Source organism: Geoalkalibacter sp. (genome assembly GCF_030604225.1).
GTDB lineage: Bacteria > Desulfobacterota > Desulfuromonadia > Desulfuromonadales > Geoalkalibacteraceae > Geoalkalibacter.
On the sequence record NZ_JAUVWH010000007.1, the window covers coordinates 1 to 17,548 of the forward strand.

The 17,548-nt window shown below is 66.3% G+C and carries 18 protein-coding genes and 1 pseudogene; 18 read left to right on the forward strand and 1 reads right to left on the reverse strand.

The genetic code is table 11. The features are described from left to right. The 11 genes and pseudogenes from QAT43_RS01755 to QAT43_RS01805 form a co-directional block, all read left to right on the forward strand. Positions 1-132, forward strand: a pseudogene (locus QAT43_RS01755) (NAD(P)H-quinone oxidoreductase subunit H); the annotation flags it as partial. A gap of 135 nt (positions 133-267) precedes the next feature. Then, on the forward strand, positions 268-756 hold the full coding sequence (nuoE, locus tag QAT43_RS01760; protein ID WP_305041308.1) for an NADH-quinone oxidoreductase subunit NuoE: 489 nt from the start codon (positions 268-270) through the stop codon (positions 754-756). Then, the gene (nuoF, locus tag QAT43_RS01765) at positions 753-2,027 is read left to right on the forward strand and encodes an NADH-quinone oxidoreductase subunit NuoF (RefSeq protein ID WP_305041309.1); all 1,275 of its coding nucleotides are present in this window, start codon (positions 753-755) and stop codon (positions 2,025-2,027) included. The genes nuoE and nuoF overlap by 4 nt, the downstream gene beginning before the upstream one ends. A gap of 60 nt (positions 2,028-2,087) precedes the next feature. After that, on the forward strand, positions 2,088-4,493 hold the full coding sequence (nuoG, locus tag QAT43_RS01770) for an NADH-quinone oxidoreductase subunit NuoG (protein WP_305041310.1): 2,406 nt from the start codon (positions 2,088-2,090) through the stop codon (positions 4,491-4,493). Next, positions 4,486-5,481, forward strand: a complete 996-nt coding sequence (nuoH, locus tag QAT43_RS01775) for an NADH-quinone oxidoreductase subunit NuoH (protein ID WP_305041311.1) — start codon at positions 4,486-4,488, stop codon at positions 5,479-5,481. The genes nuoG and nuoH overlap by 8 nt, the downstream gene beginning before the upstream one ends. Before the next feature lie 4 nt (positions 5,482-5,485). Beyond that, positions 5,486-6,016 (forward strand): NADH-quinone oxidoreductase subunit NuoI, encoded by a 531-nt coding sequence (nuoI, locus tag QAT43_RS01780; protein ID WP_305041312.1) that lies wholly within the window; start codon positions 5,486-5,488, stop codon positions 6,014-6,016. Positions 6,017-6,082: 66 nt separating this feature from the next. After that, positions 6,083-6,604 carry an NADH-quinone oxidoreductase subunit J family protein gene (locus QAT43_RS01785; protein ID WP_305041313.1) on the forward strand — a complete coding sequence of 174 codons (522 nt, stop codon included), beginning with the start codon at positions 6,083-6,085 and terminating at the stop codon, positions 6,602-6,604. Next, positions 6,601-6,906 carry an NADH-quinone oxidoreductase subunit NuoK gene (gene nuoK, locus QAT43_RS01790; protein WP_305041314.1) on the forward strand — a complete coding sequence of 102 codons (306 nt, stop codon included), beginning with the start codon at positions 6,601-6,603 and terminating at the stop codon, positions 6,904-6,906. The genes QAT43_RS01785 and nuoK overlap by 4 nt, the downstream gene beginning before the upstream one ends. Continuing rightward, positions 6,906-8,768 (forward strand): NADH-quinone oxidoreductase subunit L, encoded by a 1,863-nt coding sequence (gene nuoL, locus QAT43_RS01795; protein ID WP_305041315.1) that lies wholly within the window; start codon positions 6,906-6,908, stop codon positions 8,766-8,768. The genes nuoK and nuoL overlap by 1 nt, the downstream gene beginning before the upstream one ends. Before the next feature lie 7 nt (positions 8,769-8,775). Continuing rightward, positions 8,776-10,269, forward strand: a complete 1,494-nt coding sequence (locus QAT43_RS01800; RefSeq protein ID WP_305041316.1) for a complex I subunit 4 family protein — start codon at positions 8,776-8,778, stop codon at positions 10,267-10,269. Then, entirely contained in the window at positions 10,266-11,681 is a 1,416-nt protein-coding gene (locus QAT43_RS01805; protein ID WP_305041317.1) for an NADH-quinone oxidoreductase subunit N, read from the forward strand. Before QAT43_RS01800 ends, QAT43_RS01805 begins: the two co-directional genes overlap by 4 nt. Positions 11,682-11,743: 62 nt before the next feature. Here QAT43_RS01805 and QAT43_RS01810 read toward each other — a convergent pair whose 3' ends face one another. After that, positions 11,744-12,226 (reverse strand): CHRD domain-containing protein, encoded by a 483-nt coding sequence (locus tag QAT43_RS01810; RefSeq protein ID WP_305041318.1) that lies wholly within the window; start codon positions 12,224-12,226, stop codon positions 11,744-11,746. On the opposite strand from QAT43_RS01810, the gene QAT43_RS01815 reads away from it, so the two are divergent. The 7 genes from QAT43_RS01815 to nqrE are packed head-to-tail and all read left to right on the forward strand — an operon-like array spanning position 12,225 to position 17,535. Beyond that, positions 12,225-12,485, forward strand: a complete 261-nt coding sequence (locus tag QAT43_RS01815; RefSeq protein ID WP_305041319.1) for a hypothetical protein — start codon at positions 12,225-12,227, stop codon at positions 12,483-12,485. The genes QAT43_RS01810 and QAT43_RS01815 overlap by 2 nt on opposite strands. A 47-nt stretch (positions 12,486-12,532) precedes the next feature. Beyond that, positions 12,533-12,988, forward strand: coding sequence for a hypothetical protein (locus tag QAT43_RS01820; RefSeq protein WP_305041320.1), 456 nt, complete (start codon positions 12,533-12,535; stop codon positions 12,986-12,988). 50 nt (positions 12,989-13,038) lie between these two features. Continuing rightward, positions 13,039-14,385 (forward strand): Na(+)-translocating NADH-quinone reductase subunit A, encoded by a 1,347-nt coding sequence (locus QAT43_RS01825; protein WP_305041321.1) that lies wholly within the window; start codon positions 13,039-13,041, stop codon positions 14,383-14,385. Further along, positions 14,385-15,542, forward strand: coding sequence for an NADH:ubiquinone reductase (Na(+)-transporting) subunit B (locus tag QAT43_RS01830; protein ID WP_305041322.1), 1,158 nt, complete (start codon positions 14,385-14,387; stop codon positions 15,540-15,542). Before QAT43_RS01825 ends, QAT43_RS01830 begins: the two co-directional genes overlap by 1 nt. Then, positions 15,532-16,311, forward strand: a complete 780-nt coding sequence (locus QAT43_RS01835) for a Na(+)-translocating NADH-quinone reductase subunit C (protein WP_305041323.1) — start codon at positions 15,532-15,534, stop codon at positions 16,309-16,311. Before QAT43_RS01830 ends, QAT43_RS01835 begins: the two co-directional genes overlap by 11 nt. Continuing rightward, positions 16,304-16,927: an NADH:ubiquinone reductase (Na(+)-transporting) subunit D gene (locus QAT43_RS01840; RefSeq protein ID WP_305041324.1), complete on the forward strand. Its 624-nt coding sequence runs from the start codon at positions 16,304-16,306 to the stop codon at positions 16,925-16,927. The genes QAT43_RS01835 and QAT43_RS01840 overlap by 8 nt, the downstream gene beginning before the upstream one ends. Beyond that, positions 16,927-17,535 carry an NADH:ubiquinone reductase (Na(+)-transporting) subunit E gene (nqrE, locus tag QAT43_RS01845; protein ID WP_305041325.1) on the forward strand — a complete coding sequence of 203 codons (609 nt, stop codon included), beginning with the start codon at positions 16,927-16,929 and terminating at the stop codon, positions 17,533-17,535. The genes QAT43_RS01840 and nqrE overlap by 1 nt, the downstream gene beginning before the upstream one ends. Positions 17,536-17,548: the final 13 nt, after the last annotated feature.

Here is a 17,548-nt window from a genome sequence, read left to right on the forward strand (position 1 = left end):
CGGGTGCGCATCCGCACGCCGAGCTTCGCCCATATGCAGATGCTGCCGCTGATGAGCCGCGGCTGGTTGGTGGCGGACCTCATCACCATTCTCGGCTCGATTGATTTCGTGCTGGCGGATCTGGATCGGTAAGGAAAAACTCGTATTTACCGCAGAGAGCGCTGAGGTCGGGGAGAAACCTTAAATAATGTGTAAAAACAACGCTTCATCAGGGTTCCTCTGCGTACTCCGCGTTCTCTGCGGTGAAATTGATTGAGGATTTGCTTCATGTCACAGATTTTGCCGCAAGAACAGATCGACGCCTGGAAGGAGCGGGTGACCGGGCATGCGCATCCCATGGAGCTGGTGGTCGATGTGCTGCGCGCCATCCAGGCCCACCATGGCTGGGTGCCCGACGCGGGTGTGGAGCTGGCGGCGGAGATTCTCGGCACCACGCCCCTCAGGGTCGAGGAAATCGCCACCTTCTACGACAAGATCTACCGCCGGCCGGTGGGGCGGCGGGTGATTCACGTGTGCGATTCCATCTGCTGCTGGAGTCGCGGTGCCGAGGAGGTGGTGGGTTTCTTGCGCGAGCGACTGGGCATCGGCTTTGGCGAGACCAGCGCCGATGGGTGCTTCACCCTGCTGCCCAGCTGCTGCCTGGGGGCCTGCGGCGAGGCGCCGGCCATGATGATCGGCCTGACCACCCATGGCAACCTGACGCCGGCGCGGATTCTGGCGATCCTTGCGGCGGAAAGCGGCGAGGCGGCGCCATGAGCGGCTATCCCCGGGTACTGTTCAAGAACCGCCGTCCCGGCGAGACGCTTTTTCTCGACGACTATCTGGCGGCGGGAGGCTACGCCGGGCTCCGGAAGGCTCTCAAAACCATGACGCCGGCCGAGGTGACGGCGACGGTCAAGGCGGCGGGGCTGCGCGGGCGCGGCGGGGCGGGCTTCGTCACCGGCCTCAAGTGGTCGTTTTTCCCGGCGGATCAACCGGGCGAGAAATACCTGGTGTGCAACGGCGACGAAATGGAGCCGGGCACCTACAAGGATCGCCAGTTGCTGCTGGCCGATCCTCACCAGCTGATCGAGGGCATGCTTATCGCCGCCTACGCCTTGCAGGCGCCGGTGGGCTACATCTTTCTGCGTTATGCCTACGAGGACTGCGCGCGCAATGTCGAGCGCGCCCTCGGCGAGGCGCGCCGCGCCGGCTTTCTCGGCACCAACATTCTGGGGTCGGGTTTTTCCTGCGAGCTGCACCTGCACCGCAGCGCCGGCCGCTACATCCTCGGCGAGGAGACGGCGCTGCTCAACGGCCTGGAGGGCCGCCGCCCCAATCCGCGCAGCAAGCCGCCCTTTCCCGCGCAGAAGGGGCTGTTCGGCAAGCCGACCACGGTCAACAACGTCGAGACCCTGGCCAACGTGCCGCACATCATCGTGCACGGCGCCGACTGGTACCAGGGCTTGGCATTGACCGAAAAGGGCGCGGGCACCAAGCTCTTCGGGCTCTCCGGGCATCTCAACCACACGCCCTGCGTCGAGCTGCCCCTGGGGGTTCCCCTTGGCGAGATTATCAGCGACCACGGCGGCGGCGTCTGGCAGGGCCGAAATTTCAAGGCTTGCCTGCCGGGGGGCGCCTCGACGCCCTTTCTGACCCGCGCGCACTGGGATCTGCCCATGGATTTCGACACCCTGGCCGCCGCCCACAGCCGCCTGGGCACCGCCTGCGTCACGGTGTTCGACGAGGGTACCTGCATGGTCGCGGCGACCCTCAACCTCAACCGCTTTTTCCAGCGGGAAAGTTGCGGCTGGTGCACGCCCTGCCGCGACGGGCTGGCCATGGTCAGCTGGCTGCTGGAAAAGATCGAGAGCGGGCGCGGGACGCCGGATGACATCCCCATGTTGCAGGATCAGCTGCGCAATATCAGCGGCCGCTCCTTCTGCGCCCTCGCCGAAGGGGCCATGGGCCCGGTGGAGGCGCTGCTGCGCCTGTTCATGGACGAAGTGGAAGATCACGTGAAGAAGGGCCGCTGCCCGTTCAATTGATCGTAGGGCGCACCGACGTGCGCCCGGGCGGACGCAGTCCGCACCTACATGGAAACTCTCATGCCCAAGCTGACCATCGACAACCAGAGCGTCGAGGTGCCCGACGGCACCAACGTCCTCGAAGCGGCCAAGCGGCTGGGGATCGTCATTCCCCATTTCTGCTACCACGAGGCCCTGGGGGCGGTGGGGGCCTGCCGGCTGTGCGCCATGAAGTTCGAGGACGGCCCGGTCAAGGGCATCCAGATGGCGTGCATGGTGACGGCTCAGGAGGGCATGGTGGTGTCCACCCTGGATGCGGCGACGGTGGAATTTCGCGCCCACGTCATCGAGTGGCTGATGATGAATCATCCCCACGACTGTCCGGTGTGCGACGAGGGCGGTGAATGCCAGCTGCAGGACATGACCGTGGCCGGCGGGCACACCCTGCGCCGCTATCGCGGGCTCAAGCGCACTTACCCCAATCAGCAGCTTGGCCCCTTCATCGAGCACGAGATGAACCGCTGCATCCAGTGCTACCGCTGCGCGCGCACCTATCAGGATTACTGCGGCGGCGAGGATTTCGGCGTGCTCGGCACCAACCAGCGCGTTTACTTCGGGCGCTTCCGCGATGGGCGGCTGGAGAGTCCCTTCTCCGGCAACCTGGTGGATGTGTGCCCCACGGGCGTGTTCACCGACAAGGCCTTTCGCTTCAAGAGCCGCTACTGGGATCTGGAGGAGGCGCCGTCTGTCTGCCCGCACTGCGGCCTGGGCTGCGCGACCATTCCCGGCGGGCGTTACCGGGAGTTGCAGCGCGTGCGCGCCGGCAGCAACCGCCAGACCAACGGCTTTTTCATCTGCGATCGCGGGCGCTTCGGCTACGGCCACGCCGCTCACGCCGCACGGCCCCGGGTGCCCCTGGTGGACGGTCAAGAGGTCGACTGGACGCAGGCCCTCGCGGCGGCGCGCGCGCGCCTGGATAAAATCATTGCCGCCCATGGGCCGCGCTCCGTGGCGCTCCTGGGATCGTCGCGCGCCGGCCTGGAGGCCAACGCGCAACTTCGCTCCCTGGCGCGGTTGCTGGGGACGGACCGGGTGGTTTTCGCGGCCCACGCGCCGCGCGACTGGACCGCGCGCACCCTGGCGGCGGGGCTGGGCGCGCAGGCGAGCAGTCTCGACGACGTGCGCCGCAGTGATTGCCTGCTGCTGATCGGCGCCGACCCCCTGGCGGAAGCGCCTCTGCTGGCCCTGGCGGTGCGTCAGGCGGTGCGTGGCGGCGCCCGGGCGGCAATCATCGATCCGCGCCCGGTGGCCTTGCCCTGCGCGACTGCCCATCTGCCCTTGGCGCCCTGGCGATTGGGCCAAGCCCTTGCCGCTTTGGGCGACAACGACTGGTCGCGCTTCGAAGGCCAGGAAGCGGTGTTTCTCGAAGGCGTGCACGAAGCCCTGGCCGGGGCGCGGCACCCGATAGTCATCGGCGGCGCCGATCTGTTGGGTCCGGCCGGCATGCGGCAATTGCTGGAGCTGGCGCGGCGGCTGAGCCGGGAGGACCGTCCCTGCGGGGCGATGGGGGTGCTCAGCGGCCCCAACAGTTATGGTGCGGCGCTTTTGGCGGGGGACGGCCCTGATTTCGAGGAGTTGAGCAATGCCATGATCACCGGCGAGGTTCGCGCGCTGATCTGCCTGGAAAGCGATCCCCTGACCCAGGCCGCCGATCCCGCCCATGCCGGATTGGCCCTGGCGCGGCTCGATCTGCTGGTGGCCCTCGACAGTCTGCCGACCAAGACCCTGGGCCATGCCCAGATCATCCTGCCGACCACCGTGACGGCGGAGGGAGCGGGTTGTTTCGTGAACAACGAAGGGCGCATGCAGACCTTCATGAGGGTCCTGGCGCCGGGCCTGCCCCTGCGCGAAACGGGCGGTGGCGGCCATCCGCCGCGCCTCTTCATGGCGGATACGCCGGGCGCCGCTCCTCGTCCCGCCTGGGAGATCCTGGCCGGGCTGCAGGGCCGCGCGGCGTCCCTGGCCGAGCTGCGCGACGCCTTGGCGCGAGAGGACGTGCGCTTTGCCGGACTGACGGCGCTGGCGGCCGAAAGCGAAGGGCAGCGGGTTGCCGACGCCGGCCTGGCCCTGCCCGCCACGCGTGTCGAGGACTATGTGCCGCGGGACGGAGAACTGGCCCTGCTGGTGTGCGAGGCACTGTTCGGCTCGGAAGAGACCGCCTTCTATTCCGCGCCCCTGGATCCGGTGCGACCTGAGCCGCGCTTGATCCTGCATGAACGCGACGCCGGGCGGCTTGGCGTGACTCCCGGAGAGCAGGTGCGCCTGCACAGCGCGGTGGAAGAGGTGGTGTTGCCGGTGGAGATCCGCGCCGACAGCGCGCCGGGGGTGGCGATCCTGCCCCGGGTGCGGGGTTCTTTGGTGGAGGCCTTCGTGCCGGGGGTGGGGCCGCAGCCCTGCCGCATCAACCGGGAGGTGGACCATGCCTGAGTGGCTCATCACCCTGACGCTGATCCTGGTCAAGCTCGGTCTGGTGTTCTTCGTGCTGCTCACCGGCGCGGCCTACCTGGTGCTCGCCGAGCGCAAGCTGCTCGGGCGCATGCAGCTGCGCTACGGCCCGAACCGCGTGGGGCCCTTCGGCCTGCTGCAACCCCTGGCCGATGCCGTCAAGCTCCTCACCAAGGAGGATTTCATCCCCGCCCAGGCGGACAAGTTCGTGTTTTTCGTCGCGCCGGGGCTGGCGGCGGTGACCGCCCTGCTCGCCTTCGCCGTGGTGCCTTTTTCCCCGCCCATCACCCTGTTCGGACGCGAGGTGCCCATGGTGGTGTGCGACCTCAACATCGGCGTTCTCTACTTTCTCGGACTCTCATCCCTGGCGGTGTATGGGGTGGCCCTGGGCGGCTGGGCGTCCAATTCCAAGTACGCCCTGCTCGGCGGCATCCGCGGGCTGTCCCAGCTCATCAGCTACGAGCTGGCCATGGGCCTGTCCCTGGTGCCGGTGGTGCTCATGGCGCGCTCCTTTTCCCTGACCGACATCGTGCTGGCGCAGCAGAGCGTGCCCTTCGCCCTGCTCAACCCCCTGGCTTTCCTGATCTTCCTGGTGAGCGTGGCGGCCGAATCCAAGCGCATTCCTTTTGATCTGCCCGAGGCGGAAAACGAGCTGGTGGCGGGTTTTCACACGGAATATTCGGGCATGCGCTTCGGTCTGTTCTTTGTCGGCGAGTACATCAACATGATGATCCTCGGCGCCATGATCACGGTGTTTTTCCTCGGCGGCTGGCTGGGGCCCTGGCTGCCGCCCATCGTCTGGTTTCTGCTCAAGGTGCTGGCCGTGGCGTTTTTCTTCATCTGGGTGCGCGGCACCCTGCCGCGTCTGCGCTACGATCAGCTCATGCATTTCGGCTGGAAGGTGCTGATTCCCCTCTCCTTGCTCAACGTGGTGGTGACGGGAGCGGTGCTGCTGTGGCGGCAAGGATGAACGGATGAACTTATGGCGTGACATCAAGGGCACCGTGCAGCCCTTCTGGGTGACCCTGCGCAACATGCTGCGGCGCCCGGTGACGGTGCGCTATCCGGAGCAAAAGCGCACCCCGCCGCCGCGCTACCGGGCGCGCATCGTGCTGACCCGCGATCCCGACGGAGGCGAGCGCTGCGTGGCCTGCTACCTGTGCAGCGCCGCCTGCCCGGTGGACTGCATCTCCATGCAGGCGGCGGAAGCTCCCGACGGCCGCCGCCACGCCGCCTGGTTCCGCATCAACTTCGCGCGCTGCATCTACTGCGGCCTGTGCGCCGAGGCCTGTCCGACCCTGGCCATCCAGATGACGCCCGATTTCGCCTTCTGCAAGGACGAGCCCCTGCGCCTGGTCTACGAGAAGGAGGATCTGCTCATCAACGACGGCGGCAAGGATCGGGAGTACAATTTCTACCGCCACGCCGGCATCGGGGTGGTCAACCCGCGTGGCGGCAACGACGACGAGTACGGACCGGTGGATGTGAAATCAAATCTGCCGTGATGTTGTAGGGGCGAGGCGGTGCCTCGCCCAGGGCGACCCAGCGGGTCGCCCCTACGGGGAAATTTTATGGCCTCTGCAATTTTCTACATTCTCGGCTTCACCGCCCTGGCGGCCACCGCCCTGTGCATCACCCGGCGCAATCCGGTGCACGCCGTGGTCTATTTGGTGAATGCCCTGTTCGCCCTGGCCCTTATGTTCTACCAGCTCGGCGCGCCGCTGGTGGCGGCCTGGGAGGTGATCATCTACGCCGGGGCGGTCATGGTGCTGTTTCTCTTCATCATCATGATGCTCGAACTGGCGCCCGCCAGCGCCGAGATGCAGGGGCCGGGCTGGCGGCGCTGGGGACCGGTGCTGCTGCTGTCCCTGGTGATCCTCGGCTGCACCCTGGCGCTGCTCGGCATCCAGGCCGACCAGGACGGGGTGCCCGCCTTCTGGGTGTCGCCGCGCGCGTTCGGCGCCGCGCTCTTCGACCAGTACGCCCTGGCGGTTCAGGTGGTCTCGTTTCAGCTGCTCTACGCGGCGGTGGGTGCTTTCTACGTCGGCAAGGGCAGCCTGCGCCGCCGCACGCAAGGGGAGGAGACGCCATGATCGTGCCCATGTCGCACATCCTCGCCTTCTCCGCCGCCCTGTTCGTCATGGGCTTGGCCTGCGTGTTGGCGCAGCGCAACCTGATCATGATTCTCATCGGCGTGGAGATCATGCTCAACGCCGTCGGCCTGACCCTGGTGGGCGCCTCGGCCCTGTGGCAGAAGGTCGACGGGCAGATTTTCGTAATTTTTCTCATGGCGATGACCTCGGCGGAGGTCAGTATTTCCCTGGCCATGGTGGTGTATCTGCGGCGGCGCAAGGGCACCCTCGAAGCCGACGCCTTTGACGGGATGAAGGGTTGATGAGCGCGGGCTTGCTGTTCCTGATCCTCGCATTCCCCCTGCTGGGCGCCCTGGGCAACCTGCTCCTCGGCGAGCTGTTGCTCCGGCGGGTGCGCGCGGCCGTGGCGGTGGCCGCGGTGGCGGCGAGCGCCCTGACCTGCCTGCTGCTCTGGCCGCTGGCGGCGGGGGAGGGGACGCGCGCCACCCTGTTCACCTGGCTCGAGAGCGGCACCTTCCAGGTGTCGGTGGACATCCTCTTCGATCCCCTGTCGGCCTCCATGACCCTCATGGTGACGCTGGTCTCGACCCTGATTCATCTCTACGCCGCCGGCTACATGGAGGACGAGGTCGACACCACGCGCTTTTTCGTGCTGCTCAATCTGTTTGTTTTCGCCATGCTGTGCATCGTGCTGGCGGACAACCTGCTGCTGCTGTTTCTGGGGTGGGAAGGGGTGGGTTTCTGCTCCTACGCCCTGATCGGCTTCTGGTACGCCGAGGAGAAAAACGCCGCCGCCGGGCGCAAGGCGTTTCTCGTCACCCGGGTCGGCGACGTGTTTTTCGGCATCGCCCTGCTCTGGCTGTTTGCCCTGTGCGGCACCCTGAGCATCAGCGCCATCAATGCCCAGGCGTCCCTGCTGGGTTCCGGCACCCTGCTGGCCCTGACCCTGTTGCTGCTCGGCGGCGCCTGCGGCAAGTCGGCGCAATTGCCCCTGATGACCTGGCTGCCCGACGCCATGGCCGGACCGACGCCGGTCTCGGCCCTGATTCACGCCGCCACCATGGTCACCGCCGGTGTCTATCTTCTCTGTCGGCTGTTTCCCCTGGTGTCGCTCTCGCCCACCGGCATGATGGCCATCGCCGCCGTGGGGGCGCTCTCCGCCCTCTACGCCGCCAGTTGCGCCCTAGCGCAGCGCGAGATCAAGCGGGTGCTGGCCTTTTCCACCATGAGCCAGGTCGGTTTCATGATGCTCGCCGTCGGCGCGGGCGCCGTCTCCGCCGCCATGTTCCATCTTTTCACCCATGCCTTTTTCAAGGCGCTGCTGTTCATGGCGGCGGGCTGCGTCATTCATCTGACCGGCGGCGAGAACGACATCACGCGCATGGGCGGGCTGCGCAAGCAGTCGCCCTTCGTGTTCTGGCTGTTCCTTGCCGGCGCCCTGTGCCTAGCGGGTGCGCCCCTCACGGGCGGCTTTTTCTCCAAGGATGAGATCCTGCTCGCCGATTTCGCCCGCGCCACCCTGTTCTACCGCGGCATCTGGCTGCTGGGCACCTGCACCGCGCTGCTCACCGCCATCTACACCTTTCGCCTGGTCTACATGGTGTTTGCCGGCGAGCCGCGCAGCCATTTTCATGGCCATGCCCTGCCCGGGCCGATGCGCTGGACCCTGCCGCCCCTGGCGCTTCTCGCCCTGGGCGGCGGCCTGCTCAATCTGCCGCCTCTCTACGGCGGCAAGGAGCACCTCCATCAATTTCTTGGTCCCCTGGCCGGCACCCGCATTCACGCCAGTCATGCCGTGGAGTGGGCGCTGGCGGTTCTCGCCGTGGCGCTGTTCTTCCTGGGCTGGGCGCTGGTGCACTGGCGCCATCGCCGCGCGGCGCCCGAGCCGGTCGGGGCGCTGCCCGCATTTTTGTTGAGCGGCTGGCGGGCCGACCGCCTGGTGGAACGCGGCATTTTGCGGCCTTTCCAGGTTCTGGCCGGCTGGTGCTGGCAGTGGGGGGACGGGCGGCTGATCGACGGCACCCTGGAAGGGGCGGGGCGCCTGTGCCTAAGCGGCGGCGAGCGCCTGCGCCGCCTCGCCACCGGACGCCTTAGCACCTATTTAACGGCTCTGGCTTGGGGTCTGGTGGTGATGCTAGGTTATTTTGCTTGGCGGATCTTGTGACGGAATCATGACGGAATTTACCCACATCCCCTGGTTGAGCATTCTTATCTTCCTGCCCCTGGCCGGCGCCCTGCTGTGCCTGGTCCTGTGGCGGCGGGAAGAGTTGTGCCGCTGGCTGGCCCTGGCGGTGAGCTGGGGGGTGTTCGTGCTCACGGCGGGGTTATTCGCCGCCTTTCGCGCGGGCGGTTCAGGCTGGCTGCTTTACGAGGATCATGCCTGGATCGAGCGCCTTGGGGTGCGCTACATTCTGGGACTGGACGGGATGTCCCTGCTGCTCGTGCTGCTCAGCGGATTTCTCATGCTGGTGGCGGTGCTGGTCTCCTGGCGGGTGCGGCGCCACACGGGGTTTTTCTTCGCCCTGCTGCTGCTTATGGAGGCCGGAATTCTCGGCGTGTTTCTCGCCCTGGATCTGGTGCTGTTCTATCTGTTCTGGGAACTGATGCTCATTCCCATGTTCTTTCTCATCGGCGTCTGGGGCCACGAGCGCCGGATTTACGCGGCCATCAAGTTTTTTCTCTTCACCCTGGCCGGCAGCCTGCTCATGCTGCTGGCCATCATCGGCCTGCACCTGCTGCACACCGCCGCGGGCGGCGCGCCCAGCTTCGCCCTGGACAACCTGCGCGGACTTGAGCTTTCGCCGTCCCTGGAAGCCTGGCTGTATGCGGCTTTTCTGCTGGCCTTCCTCGTCAAGGTGCCGCTGGTGCCGGTGCATACCTGGCTGCCCGACGCCCACACCGAGGCCCCCACCGCCGGCTCGGTGATTCTCGCCGGACTGCTGCTCAAGACCGGCGTCTACGGCCTGCTGCGCTTCGGTTTCCCGTTGTTTCCCAACGCCGCCGCCGCCAGCCTGCCCTGGCTGGCGCTGCTCGCGCTCATCGGCATTTTCCACGCCGCCTGGATCGCCTACCTCCAGCCCGACGCCAAGCGCCTGGTGGCCTATTCGTCGGTGGCGCACATGGGCTTCGTGGTGCTGGGCCTGGCGGCCTGGAACCAGACGGCGGTGGAGGGGAGCATTCTGCAGATGGTCAACCACGGCCTGACCACCGGCGCGCTCTTCGCCCTGGTGGGGATGATCGACGAGCGCGCCCATACCCGGCGCATCGACGAGCTCGGCGGCCTCTGGGGCAAGGTGCCGCGCCTGTCCTTTTTCTTTCTGTTCTTTTCCCTGGCGTCCCTGGGCCTGCCCGGCCTCAACAACTTCGCCGGGGAAATCCTGATTCTCATCGGCGCTTTCCAGACCAATCCGGTGTGGGGGGCGACCGCGTTCGCCGGGGTGGTGTTCGCCGCCGCCTACATGCTGCGCCTGGTGCAGGGCGTGCTCTGGGGCGCGGCGCGGGGCGCGCTGTTCTGGCCGGACCTGGAGCCGCGCGAAGGGGCGGTGCTGGTGGTCCTGGCGTTGCTGGTCCTGTGGCTGGGCCTCTATCCCGCGCCCTTTCTCGCGCCCCTGCGCGAGCCGGTGGCGGACTTGCTCAACGTTTTGCCGCAGGGAGGGCTGCCGTGACCTGGAACGATCTCGTCGCCCTTTTCCCCATTCTCATCCTGGCCCTGGGCTCGGCGGCGCTGCTCATGCTCGGCGCCTGGTGGCCGAGGGGCCGCGAACTCATGGGGCTCGGCAGCCTGGTGGCGGGGCTCTCCGTCCTGGCCGCCATCGCCCTGACACCGCCGGTGACTGAGATCAGCGGCCTGTTCGGCGCCGGACCCTACGCGCGCTTTTTCACCGCCCTCTGGGCCCTGGTGGCGGCCCTGACCCTGCTGCTTTCGCGGCGTTACGGCGCGGAGCGGCGCTTTTCCGGCGGCGAATACACCGCCCTGGTGCTGTTTGCCGCGGCCGGCATGGCCCTGCTCTCCGGGGCCACTTCCCTGGTTGGCCTGTTTCTGGGGCTGGAAGCCTTCACCCTGGTGCTCTACATCCTCATCGCCTTTCATCGCGAGGATGACGCCGGCGCCGAGGCGGGCCTCAAGTATCTGGTCATGGGCGCGGTGGCCACGGGTTTTCTCGCCTTCGGCATCGCTCTGATCTTCACTTCGACGGGCACCTTTCATTTGCCCGAGGCCCTGTCCGGGCTCGATCCGGCTTCGGGCATGCGTCCGGTGGCGCTCCTCGGCTGGGCCATGCTGCTCCTGGCCCTGGGCTTCAAGGTGTCCCTGGTGCCCTTTCACCTGTGGACGCCCGATGTCTACCAGGGCGCGCCCGCTCCGGTGGCGGGCCTGCTCGCCACCGGCTCCAAGGGGGCGGTGTTCGCCGCGCTGTTGGGTCTCACGGCGGGCCTGGAGGTGGGTTGGGACGATCTCGTGCCCCTGCTCTGGCTGCTGTGCGTGCTGTCCATGCTGGTCGGCACCTTCTGCGCCCTGCGCCAGGACAACCTCAAGCGCATGCTGGCCTATTCCTCCATCGTGCACATGGGCTACGCGCTCATGGCGCTGCTGGCGGCGGGGCCGACGGGGCGCACCGCCCTGGTCTTTTACCTGGCGGCCTACACCGCCATGACGCTCGGTGCCTTCGGCGTCCTGACCTCCTTTTCCCGCGCCTCGGGCGAAGCGCAGTGGCTGGGGGATTTGCGCGGCCTGGGCTATCGCCATCCCCTGCGCGGCGCGGCGCTGACAATATTTCTCTTCTCCCTGGCGGGGGTCCCGCCCAGTGCCGGCTTCATCGGCAAGTTCGCGATCTTCATTGCCGCCCTCGACGCCGGGTTCATCGCCCTGGCGGTGCTGGGCGTACTCGCCTCCCTGGTCTCGGTTTATTACTATCTGCGCGTCGTCGTGGTTCTGTTCATGAGCGCCGCGGATGACGTGCCGCTGCATGGCGGAAGCCGCGGCGAGGGAGCCGCCATCGCCCTGTGCGCGCTGGCCACCCTGGGATTGGGTATCCTGCCCGCGCCCCTCCTCGATCTGATCGCCCAGTTGATTCCCTGATTCTTCACGAAAAAGCCCGGCCTGCGGGGCCGGGCTTCACTGGCGCGGGGCTGCTTCGCGTCTTAGTCGATCTGGCCGCGAATTTCCCCGGGCGGATATTGCAGGGTGTGCACATTGACATAGGCTTCGCCGTTGCGGATGGCGTCCATGAGGGCGCCAAGGTCCATGCCGGCCAGCGGCCCGACCAGGCTCGCGGCGCTCAGGGTTCCGGCGGCGAGGATGCCGTCAAAGCGGCCCTCGATGAGCATCATCGGGGGAGCGGGCGGATACAGCCAGGCCACCACCGGACCGTTGGTTCCGGCAAAGCCGAGATGGATGTGGGCCATGGTGATGTTTTCAATGTTGGCGACATTGACTTTGTATTCGAGGGTCTGGCCGTCCTTGGCGAGTTTGAAGATAGCCTGGCCGCGAGCCAGGGTATCGGCCGGCGGCACTTCCGCGCTGCCGGATAAGTGCGCGACAAAGGTGCGCTTGCCCATGGGTTGAGCAAAGGCGAGCGCCGCGCCGAGCATCAGGAGCAGGGCGAGAAGGATTGATTTTTTCATGAGTCTCATGATTTGGACCTCCTTTGTTTCTGGTTGTTCCTTGCTGGAACAGGCTTTTGATGATCCGCTTTATTTCTCTGTTTCTGCGAAGAATTCTGCCACGCAATCGCCTCCTGTCAAACAAGGTCAGGGTTGTATTGTTCATGAAAAATGTGTTGAATCGACGGCGTTTTTTGCCCTTGAGCGGCAGCCCGCCCGGCGGGGCTCCTTGCCCTGTGGTGGACAGCCCCACCCGGCCCGCTATACTTGTTACCCATGATCTCGCCCCCCGCCGGTCAACCAAATTACCGCAACGGAGAGCCTTGAATGCGTTTTGAACAAACGAGGGACGTTTTGGACCATGTGGGTTCCTTCCATCGTCAGGCCGGGTTGCTGTTCCGCCAGTTGATGGAGCACTGCAGCAGCGCGCGGGTGCGCATGCTGCTCGACTACATGGCCCGCCACGAGCTCAACCTGGAAAAAAGCATCGCCGCCTTTCGCGCCGATTCTCCCGAAAGGGTGCTGTCGAGCTGGTTCAAGTACACCCACGACGAGGATATCTTCGCGCCCCTGCGCAAAGTGGATCCCGACGCGGACCTGCCCTTCGACGATGTGCTCGACCTGGCCGTCGAACTCGATGCCAAGCTGCTGGAGCTTTATGAGGAAATGGCCGAGCGCAGCGCGTCCTCGGAGGTCAAGGACATCTTCAACAGCCTGCTGCTCCAGGAAATGAAGGAAAAGCAGAAACTCATCCGAAGCGCCCTGGGGCTGCTGGATATTTGACTTTGGATGCCGATCCTGTCCCCTGAAATTCCAACGCCGAAAACGAAGCCATGAAAACCATACGAATACGCCGCGGTCTCGATCTGCCCCTTGTCGGGGCACCCGAGCCGCACATCGACAAGGGGACCTTCGTCCGCCGCGTGGCCGTGCTGGGGCCCGATTACGCGGGGCTCAAGCCGACCATGGCGGTCAGCGAGGGCGAGCAGGTGCGGGCCGGCCAGGTACTGTTCACCGACAAGCGCAGCCCGGAGGTGCGCTTCACCGCGCCCGGCAGCGGGCGGGTCACGGCCGTTCACCGCGGCCCCAAGCGGGTGCTGCTGGGTGTGGAGATCGCCCTTGACGGCGAGGATGCGCAAAGCTTTCCCGCATTTGGCGAGGGCCGCCTGGAGCAGCTTTCGCGCGCCGAGGTCGTCGAAAACCTGCTGGCCTCGGGCCTGTGGACGGCCTTGCGCCGCCGGCCTTTCGAGCGCGTGCCCGATCCCGAGGAGACCCCGGCGGCGCTCTTCGTCACCGCCCTGGCCAGCGACCCCCTGGCCGCCGATCCGGCCCTGGTGATTGCCGAGCGGCCCAAGGACTTCGCCAACGGCCTGCGGGTGCTTGGGCATCTCTGCGCAGGTCCGCTTTTTCTGTGCCAGGCCCCAGGCGTCGCATTGCCCCGCGCCGGGCGCGCCGAAAGCGTCGCCTTCACCGGCCCTCACCCGGCCGGGCTGCCGGGCACCCATATCCATCACCTTCTACCGGTACACGGTGAACGCTGCGTCTGGCATCTGGGCTATCAGGACGTCATCGCCATCGGCCATCTGTTTGTCACCGGGCAACTGCTTCACGAACGCATTCTTGCCCTGGGCGGTCCCGGAATCCGCCGTCCGCGTCTGATCCGTACCCGCCTGGGCGCCCATCTGGGGGATCTGTTGCGCGATGAATTGCGCGAGGGGCGCTGGCGGCTGGTGTCCGGATCGCCCTTGAGCGGTCACCAGGCCGAGGGGCCGCTGGCCTTCCTCGGCCGTTATCACACCCAGGCCTGCGTGCTGCCCGAAGCCGAGGCGCGGCCCCAGGCGCTCGGCTGGCTGCGGCCCGGCAGCGACGCCTTCTCGGTGCGCAACCTGTTTCTCGGCGCCCTGGCGCGGCGCCGCCCGCGCGCCTTGAATACGGCCCTGGGTGGTGAGCGGCGGGCGATTTATCCCATCGGCACCTATGAACAGGTGCTGCCCTTCGATCTGTCCGCCACCTACCTGCTGCGCGCCCTGGCTGCCGGCGATATGGATGAGGCGCGGGCCCTCGGCTGCCTGGAACTGGCCGAGGAAGATCTGGCCCTGTGCAGCTTTGTCTGTCCGGGGAAAAATGATTTCGGTCCGCTGCTGCGGGACCTGCTCGACGAAATCGAGAAGGAGGGATAATGGCGGCGGATCGGCTTGCTCCCGTCAAACGCGCCCTGACAGGCTACTGGCGCACCGCGCCCGGCCCCACGCAAGGTGCGCCTCACCTGCGCGACGCCCTCAATCTCAAGCGCATCCTGATGGTGATGATCCTGGCGCTGTTGCCCTGCGCCCTGTTCGGCATGTGGAACAGCGGCTACCAGATGCATCTGGTCATGCAGGCCAACGGGATCGACGAACTCTTCACCTGGCGCGAAGGCGTATTCCGTTTTCTCGGTGTCGGCAACGATCCCGCCTACCTGGGCGACAACCTGTTGCTGGGCGCTCTGTACTTCGTGCCGTTGCTGCTGGTGTGCTGGGCGACGGCCTTTTTCTGGGAGGCGCTCTTTGCCTCGGTGCGCAACCTGGAAATGAGCGAGGGCTGGGGCGTGACCGGGCTGCTGCTGGCCCTGATCCTGCCGCCGGCGATGCCCTGGTGGCAGGCGGCCCTGGGCGTGACCTTCGGCATCGTTCTGGCCAAGGAGATTTTCGGCGGCACGGGGCGCAATTTCATGAACCCGGCCCTGGCCGCCTATGCTTTTCTCTATTTCGCCTATCCGGGGCAGTTTTCCGCGGGCAACTCCTATGTGCCCATCGACGGGGTGACGGCCGCCACGCCCCTGGCCCTGGCGGCCCATGGGGGGCTTGCCGAGGTGCAGCAGAACCTGAGCTGGGCGCAGGCGTTTTTCGGCACGATTCCCGGAGCGCCCGGCGAAACCTCGGCGCTGGCCTGTCTCATCGGCGCGGCGATCCTGCTCGTGACCGGCGTCGCGTCCTGGCGCACCATGCTCGCGGTCCTCGTCGGCGTCCTGGGGCTGTCCGCCCTGCTGTTCGCCGTCGGCAGCGAGAGCAACCTGCTCTTCTCGGTGCCGCCCCACTGGCATCTGGTGCTGGGCAGCCTGGCCTTCGGCCTGGTGTTCATGGCCACCGATCCCGTGTCCTCGGCCCTGACCCACACCGGCAAATGGTGCTACGGGCTGCTGGTCGGCGTCATGCTGATCCTGGTGCGGGTGCTTAATCCGGCTTTTCCCGAGGGCACCATGCTCGCCATTTTGTTTGGCAACGTGCTGGCGCCGGTGATGGATCGTTTCGTGCTCAAGGCGCAACTGCGCCGCCGGAGACTGCGCTATGGCCAATGATTCCGTGGGACGCACCTTCCTGGTGGCTTTTCTGGTGTGCTTTGTCTGCTCGCTGCTGGTGTCAGGCACCGCCGCCGGTTTGCGCGCCAAGAAGGAGCGCGACGCCCTCAGCATCCACTATCGCAATGTGCTGCGCGTCACCGGGCTGCTCACGCCGGGGACAGACCCCGCGGATTTCTGGCGCGAGCGGGTCGAGGCGCGTCTCGTCGAGCTGGATACCGCCCAATACAGCGAGGACTTCGATCCGAACACCTTCGACCCCCAGCGCGCCGCCGGTGATTCGGCCCTGGCCCGCGCCATTCCCTCCCAGGCCGACCTGGCCGGCCTGCGCAGCCGGCCGCGCCTGCTGCCCGTCTATCTGATCCGCGAGGGGGATGAGGTGCGGCAGCTGGTGCTGCCGGTGTACGGCAAGGGGCTCTGGTCGACGCTTCATGGGTATCTGGCCCTGGAAGCCGATCTGGTCACGGTGGCCGGCTTCGGTTTTTACGACCATGCCGAGACGCCGGGCCTGGGTGGCGAAATCGATAATCCGCGCTGGCTTGCCCAGTGGCCCGGCAAGCAGGCCTTCGACGAGCAGGGACAGGTGCGCATCGAGGTGCTGCGCGGCCAGGTCGATGCCGCCGATCCCCAGGCGCGGTTCCAGGTGGACGGCCTGTCGGGGGCGACCATGACCGCGCGTGGGGTGGGCAATCTGCTGCGCTACTGGCTGGGCGCCGATGGTTTCGGTCCCTACCTGGAGCGGCTAAGGCGGGAGGGCTTCCATGGCTGATTTGCGCAAGACCCTATTCGGGCCGGTGTTCGACAACAATCCCATCGCTTTGCAGATTCTCGGCATCTGCTCGGCGCTGGCCGTGACCACCCGTTTGCAGACGGCGCTGGTCATGTCCCTGGCGGTGATCTTCGTCGTCGCCTGCGCCGGTGCCTCGGTGAGCCTCATCCGGCGAGAGATTCCCGAGAGCATCCGTCTCATCGTGCAGATGACCATCATCGCCTCGCTGGTCATCGTCGTCGATCAGGTGATCCAGGCCTTTCTGCCCGAGGTGAGCAGGCAGCTCTCCGTGTTCGTCGGTCTCATCATCACCAACTGCATCGTGCTGGGGCGCGCCGAGGCCTTCGCCATGAAGAATTCCGTGGGGCAGAGCTTTCTCGACGGCATCGGCAACGGTCTGGGCTACAGCCTGGTGCTGCTGCTGGTCGCGACCCTGCGCGAACTCTTCGGCTCGGGCAGTCTGTTCGGGGTGCAGGTGCTGAGCCTGGCCCAGGCCGGCGGCTGGTATGTCAGTAACGGCCTGATGCTGCTGCCGCCCAGCGCCTTTTTCATCATCGGCCTGCTCATCTGGGCGCTGCGCGGTTGGAAGACCGAACAGGTGGAGGAACGGGGCTGATGGAGCATTATCTGAACATCTTCATCCGCGCGGTGTTCATCGAGAACATGGCCCTGGCGTTCTTCCTGGGCATGTGCACCTTCCTCGCCGTGTCCAAGAAGGTCGACACGGCCCTGGGCCTGGGGCTGGCGGTGATCGTGGTGCAGACCATCACCGTGCCGGTCAACAACCTCATCTACCGCTACCTGCTGCGCGAAGGCGGATTGTCCTGGGCGGGTCTCGACAAAATCGACCTGACCTTTCTCGGCCTGATCTGCTACATCGGCGTCATCGCCGCCATCGTGCAGATCCTGGAAATGGTTCTGGATAAGCACGTGCCGCGGCTTTATGCGGCCCTGGGCATCTTTCTGCCGCTGATCACCGTCAACTGCATGATCCTCGGCGGTTCGCTGTTCATGGTGGAGCGCAGCTACGATTTCACCGAGAGCCTGGTCTTCGGCCTGGGCAGCGGCACCGGCTGGGCGTTGGCCATCACCGCCCTGGCCGGCATCCGCACCCGGCTCAACTACAGCAACATCCCGGCCGGCCTGCGCGGGCTGGGCGCCACCTTCATCGTCGCCGGACTCATGTCCCTGGCGTTCATGGCGTTTTCGGGGATTCAGTTATGACGGTGCTACAGGT

Bases quoted from the DNA above. Each gene is read 5' to 3' on its own strand.
- QAT43_RS01785 (WP_305041313.1), top strand. From the start codon at position 6,083: ATGGCCTCTGCAATTTTCTACATTCTCGGCTTCACCGCCCTGGCGGCC.
- nuoL (WP_305041315.1), top strand. From the start codon at position 6,906: ATGAGCGCGGGCTTGCTGTTCCTGATCCTCGCATTCCCCCTGCTGGGC.
- nuoI (WP_305041312.1), top strand. From the start codon at position 5,486: ATGAACTTATGGCGTGACATCAAGGGCACCGTGCAGCCCTTCTGGGTG.
- QAT43_RS01840 (WP_305041324.1), top strand. From the start codon at position 16,304: ATGGCTGATTTGCGCAAGACCCTATTCGGGCCGGTGTTCGACAACAAT.
- QAT43_RS01835 (WP_305041323.1), top strand. From the start codon at position 15,532: ATGGCCAATGATTCCGTGGGACGCACCTTCCTGGTGGCTTTTCTGGTG.
- nuoE (WP_305041308.1), top strand. From the start codon at position 268: ATGTCACAGATTTTGCCGCAAGAACAGATCGACGCCTGGAAGGAGCGG.
- QAT43_RS01800 (WP_305041316.1), top strand. From the start codon at position 8,776: ATGACGGAATTTACCCACATCCCCTGGTTGAGCATTCTTATCTTCCTG.
- QAT43_RS01825 (WP_305041321.1), top strand. From the start codon at position 13,039: ATGAAAACCATACGAATACGCCGCGGTCTCGATCTGCCCCTTGTCGGG.
- QAT43_RS01815 (WP_305041319.1), top strand. From the start codon at position 12,225: ATGAGTCTCATGATTTGGACCTCCTTTGTTTCTGGTTGTTCCTTGCTG.
- QAT43_RS01820 (WP_305041320.1), top strand. From the start codon at position 12,533: ATGCGTTTTGAACAAACGAGGGACGTTTTGGACCATGTGGGTTCCTTC.
- nuoH (WP_305041311.1), top strand. From the start codon at position 4,486: ATGCCTGAGTGGCTCATCACCCTGACGCTGATCCTGGTCAAGCTCGGT.
- nuoG (WP_305041310.1), top strand. From the start codon at position 2,088: ATGCCCAAGCTGACCATCGACAACCAGAGCGTCGAGGTGCCCGACGGC.
- nuoK (WP_305041314.1), top strand. From the start codon at position 6,601: ATGATCGTGCCCATGTCGCACATCCTCGCCTTCTCCGCCGCCCTGTTC.
- QAT43_RS01810 (WP_305041318.1), bottom strand. From the start codon at position 12,226: ATGAAAAAATCAATCCTTCTCGCCCTGCTCCTGATGCTCGGCGCGGCG.
- nuoF (WP_305041309.1), top strand. From the start codon at position 753: ATGAGCGGCTATCCCCGGGTACTGTTCAAGAACCGCCGTCCCGGCGAG.
- QAT43_RS01830 (WP_305041322.1), top strand. From the start codon at position 14,385: ATGGCGGCGGATCGGCTTGCTCCCGTCAAACGCGCCCTGACAGGCTAC.
- nqrE (WP_305041325.1), top strand. From the start codon at position 16,927: ATGGAGCATTATCTGAACATCTTCATCCGCGCGGTGTTCATCGAGAAC.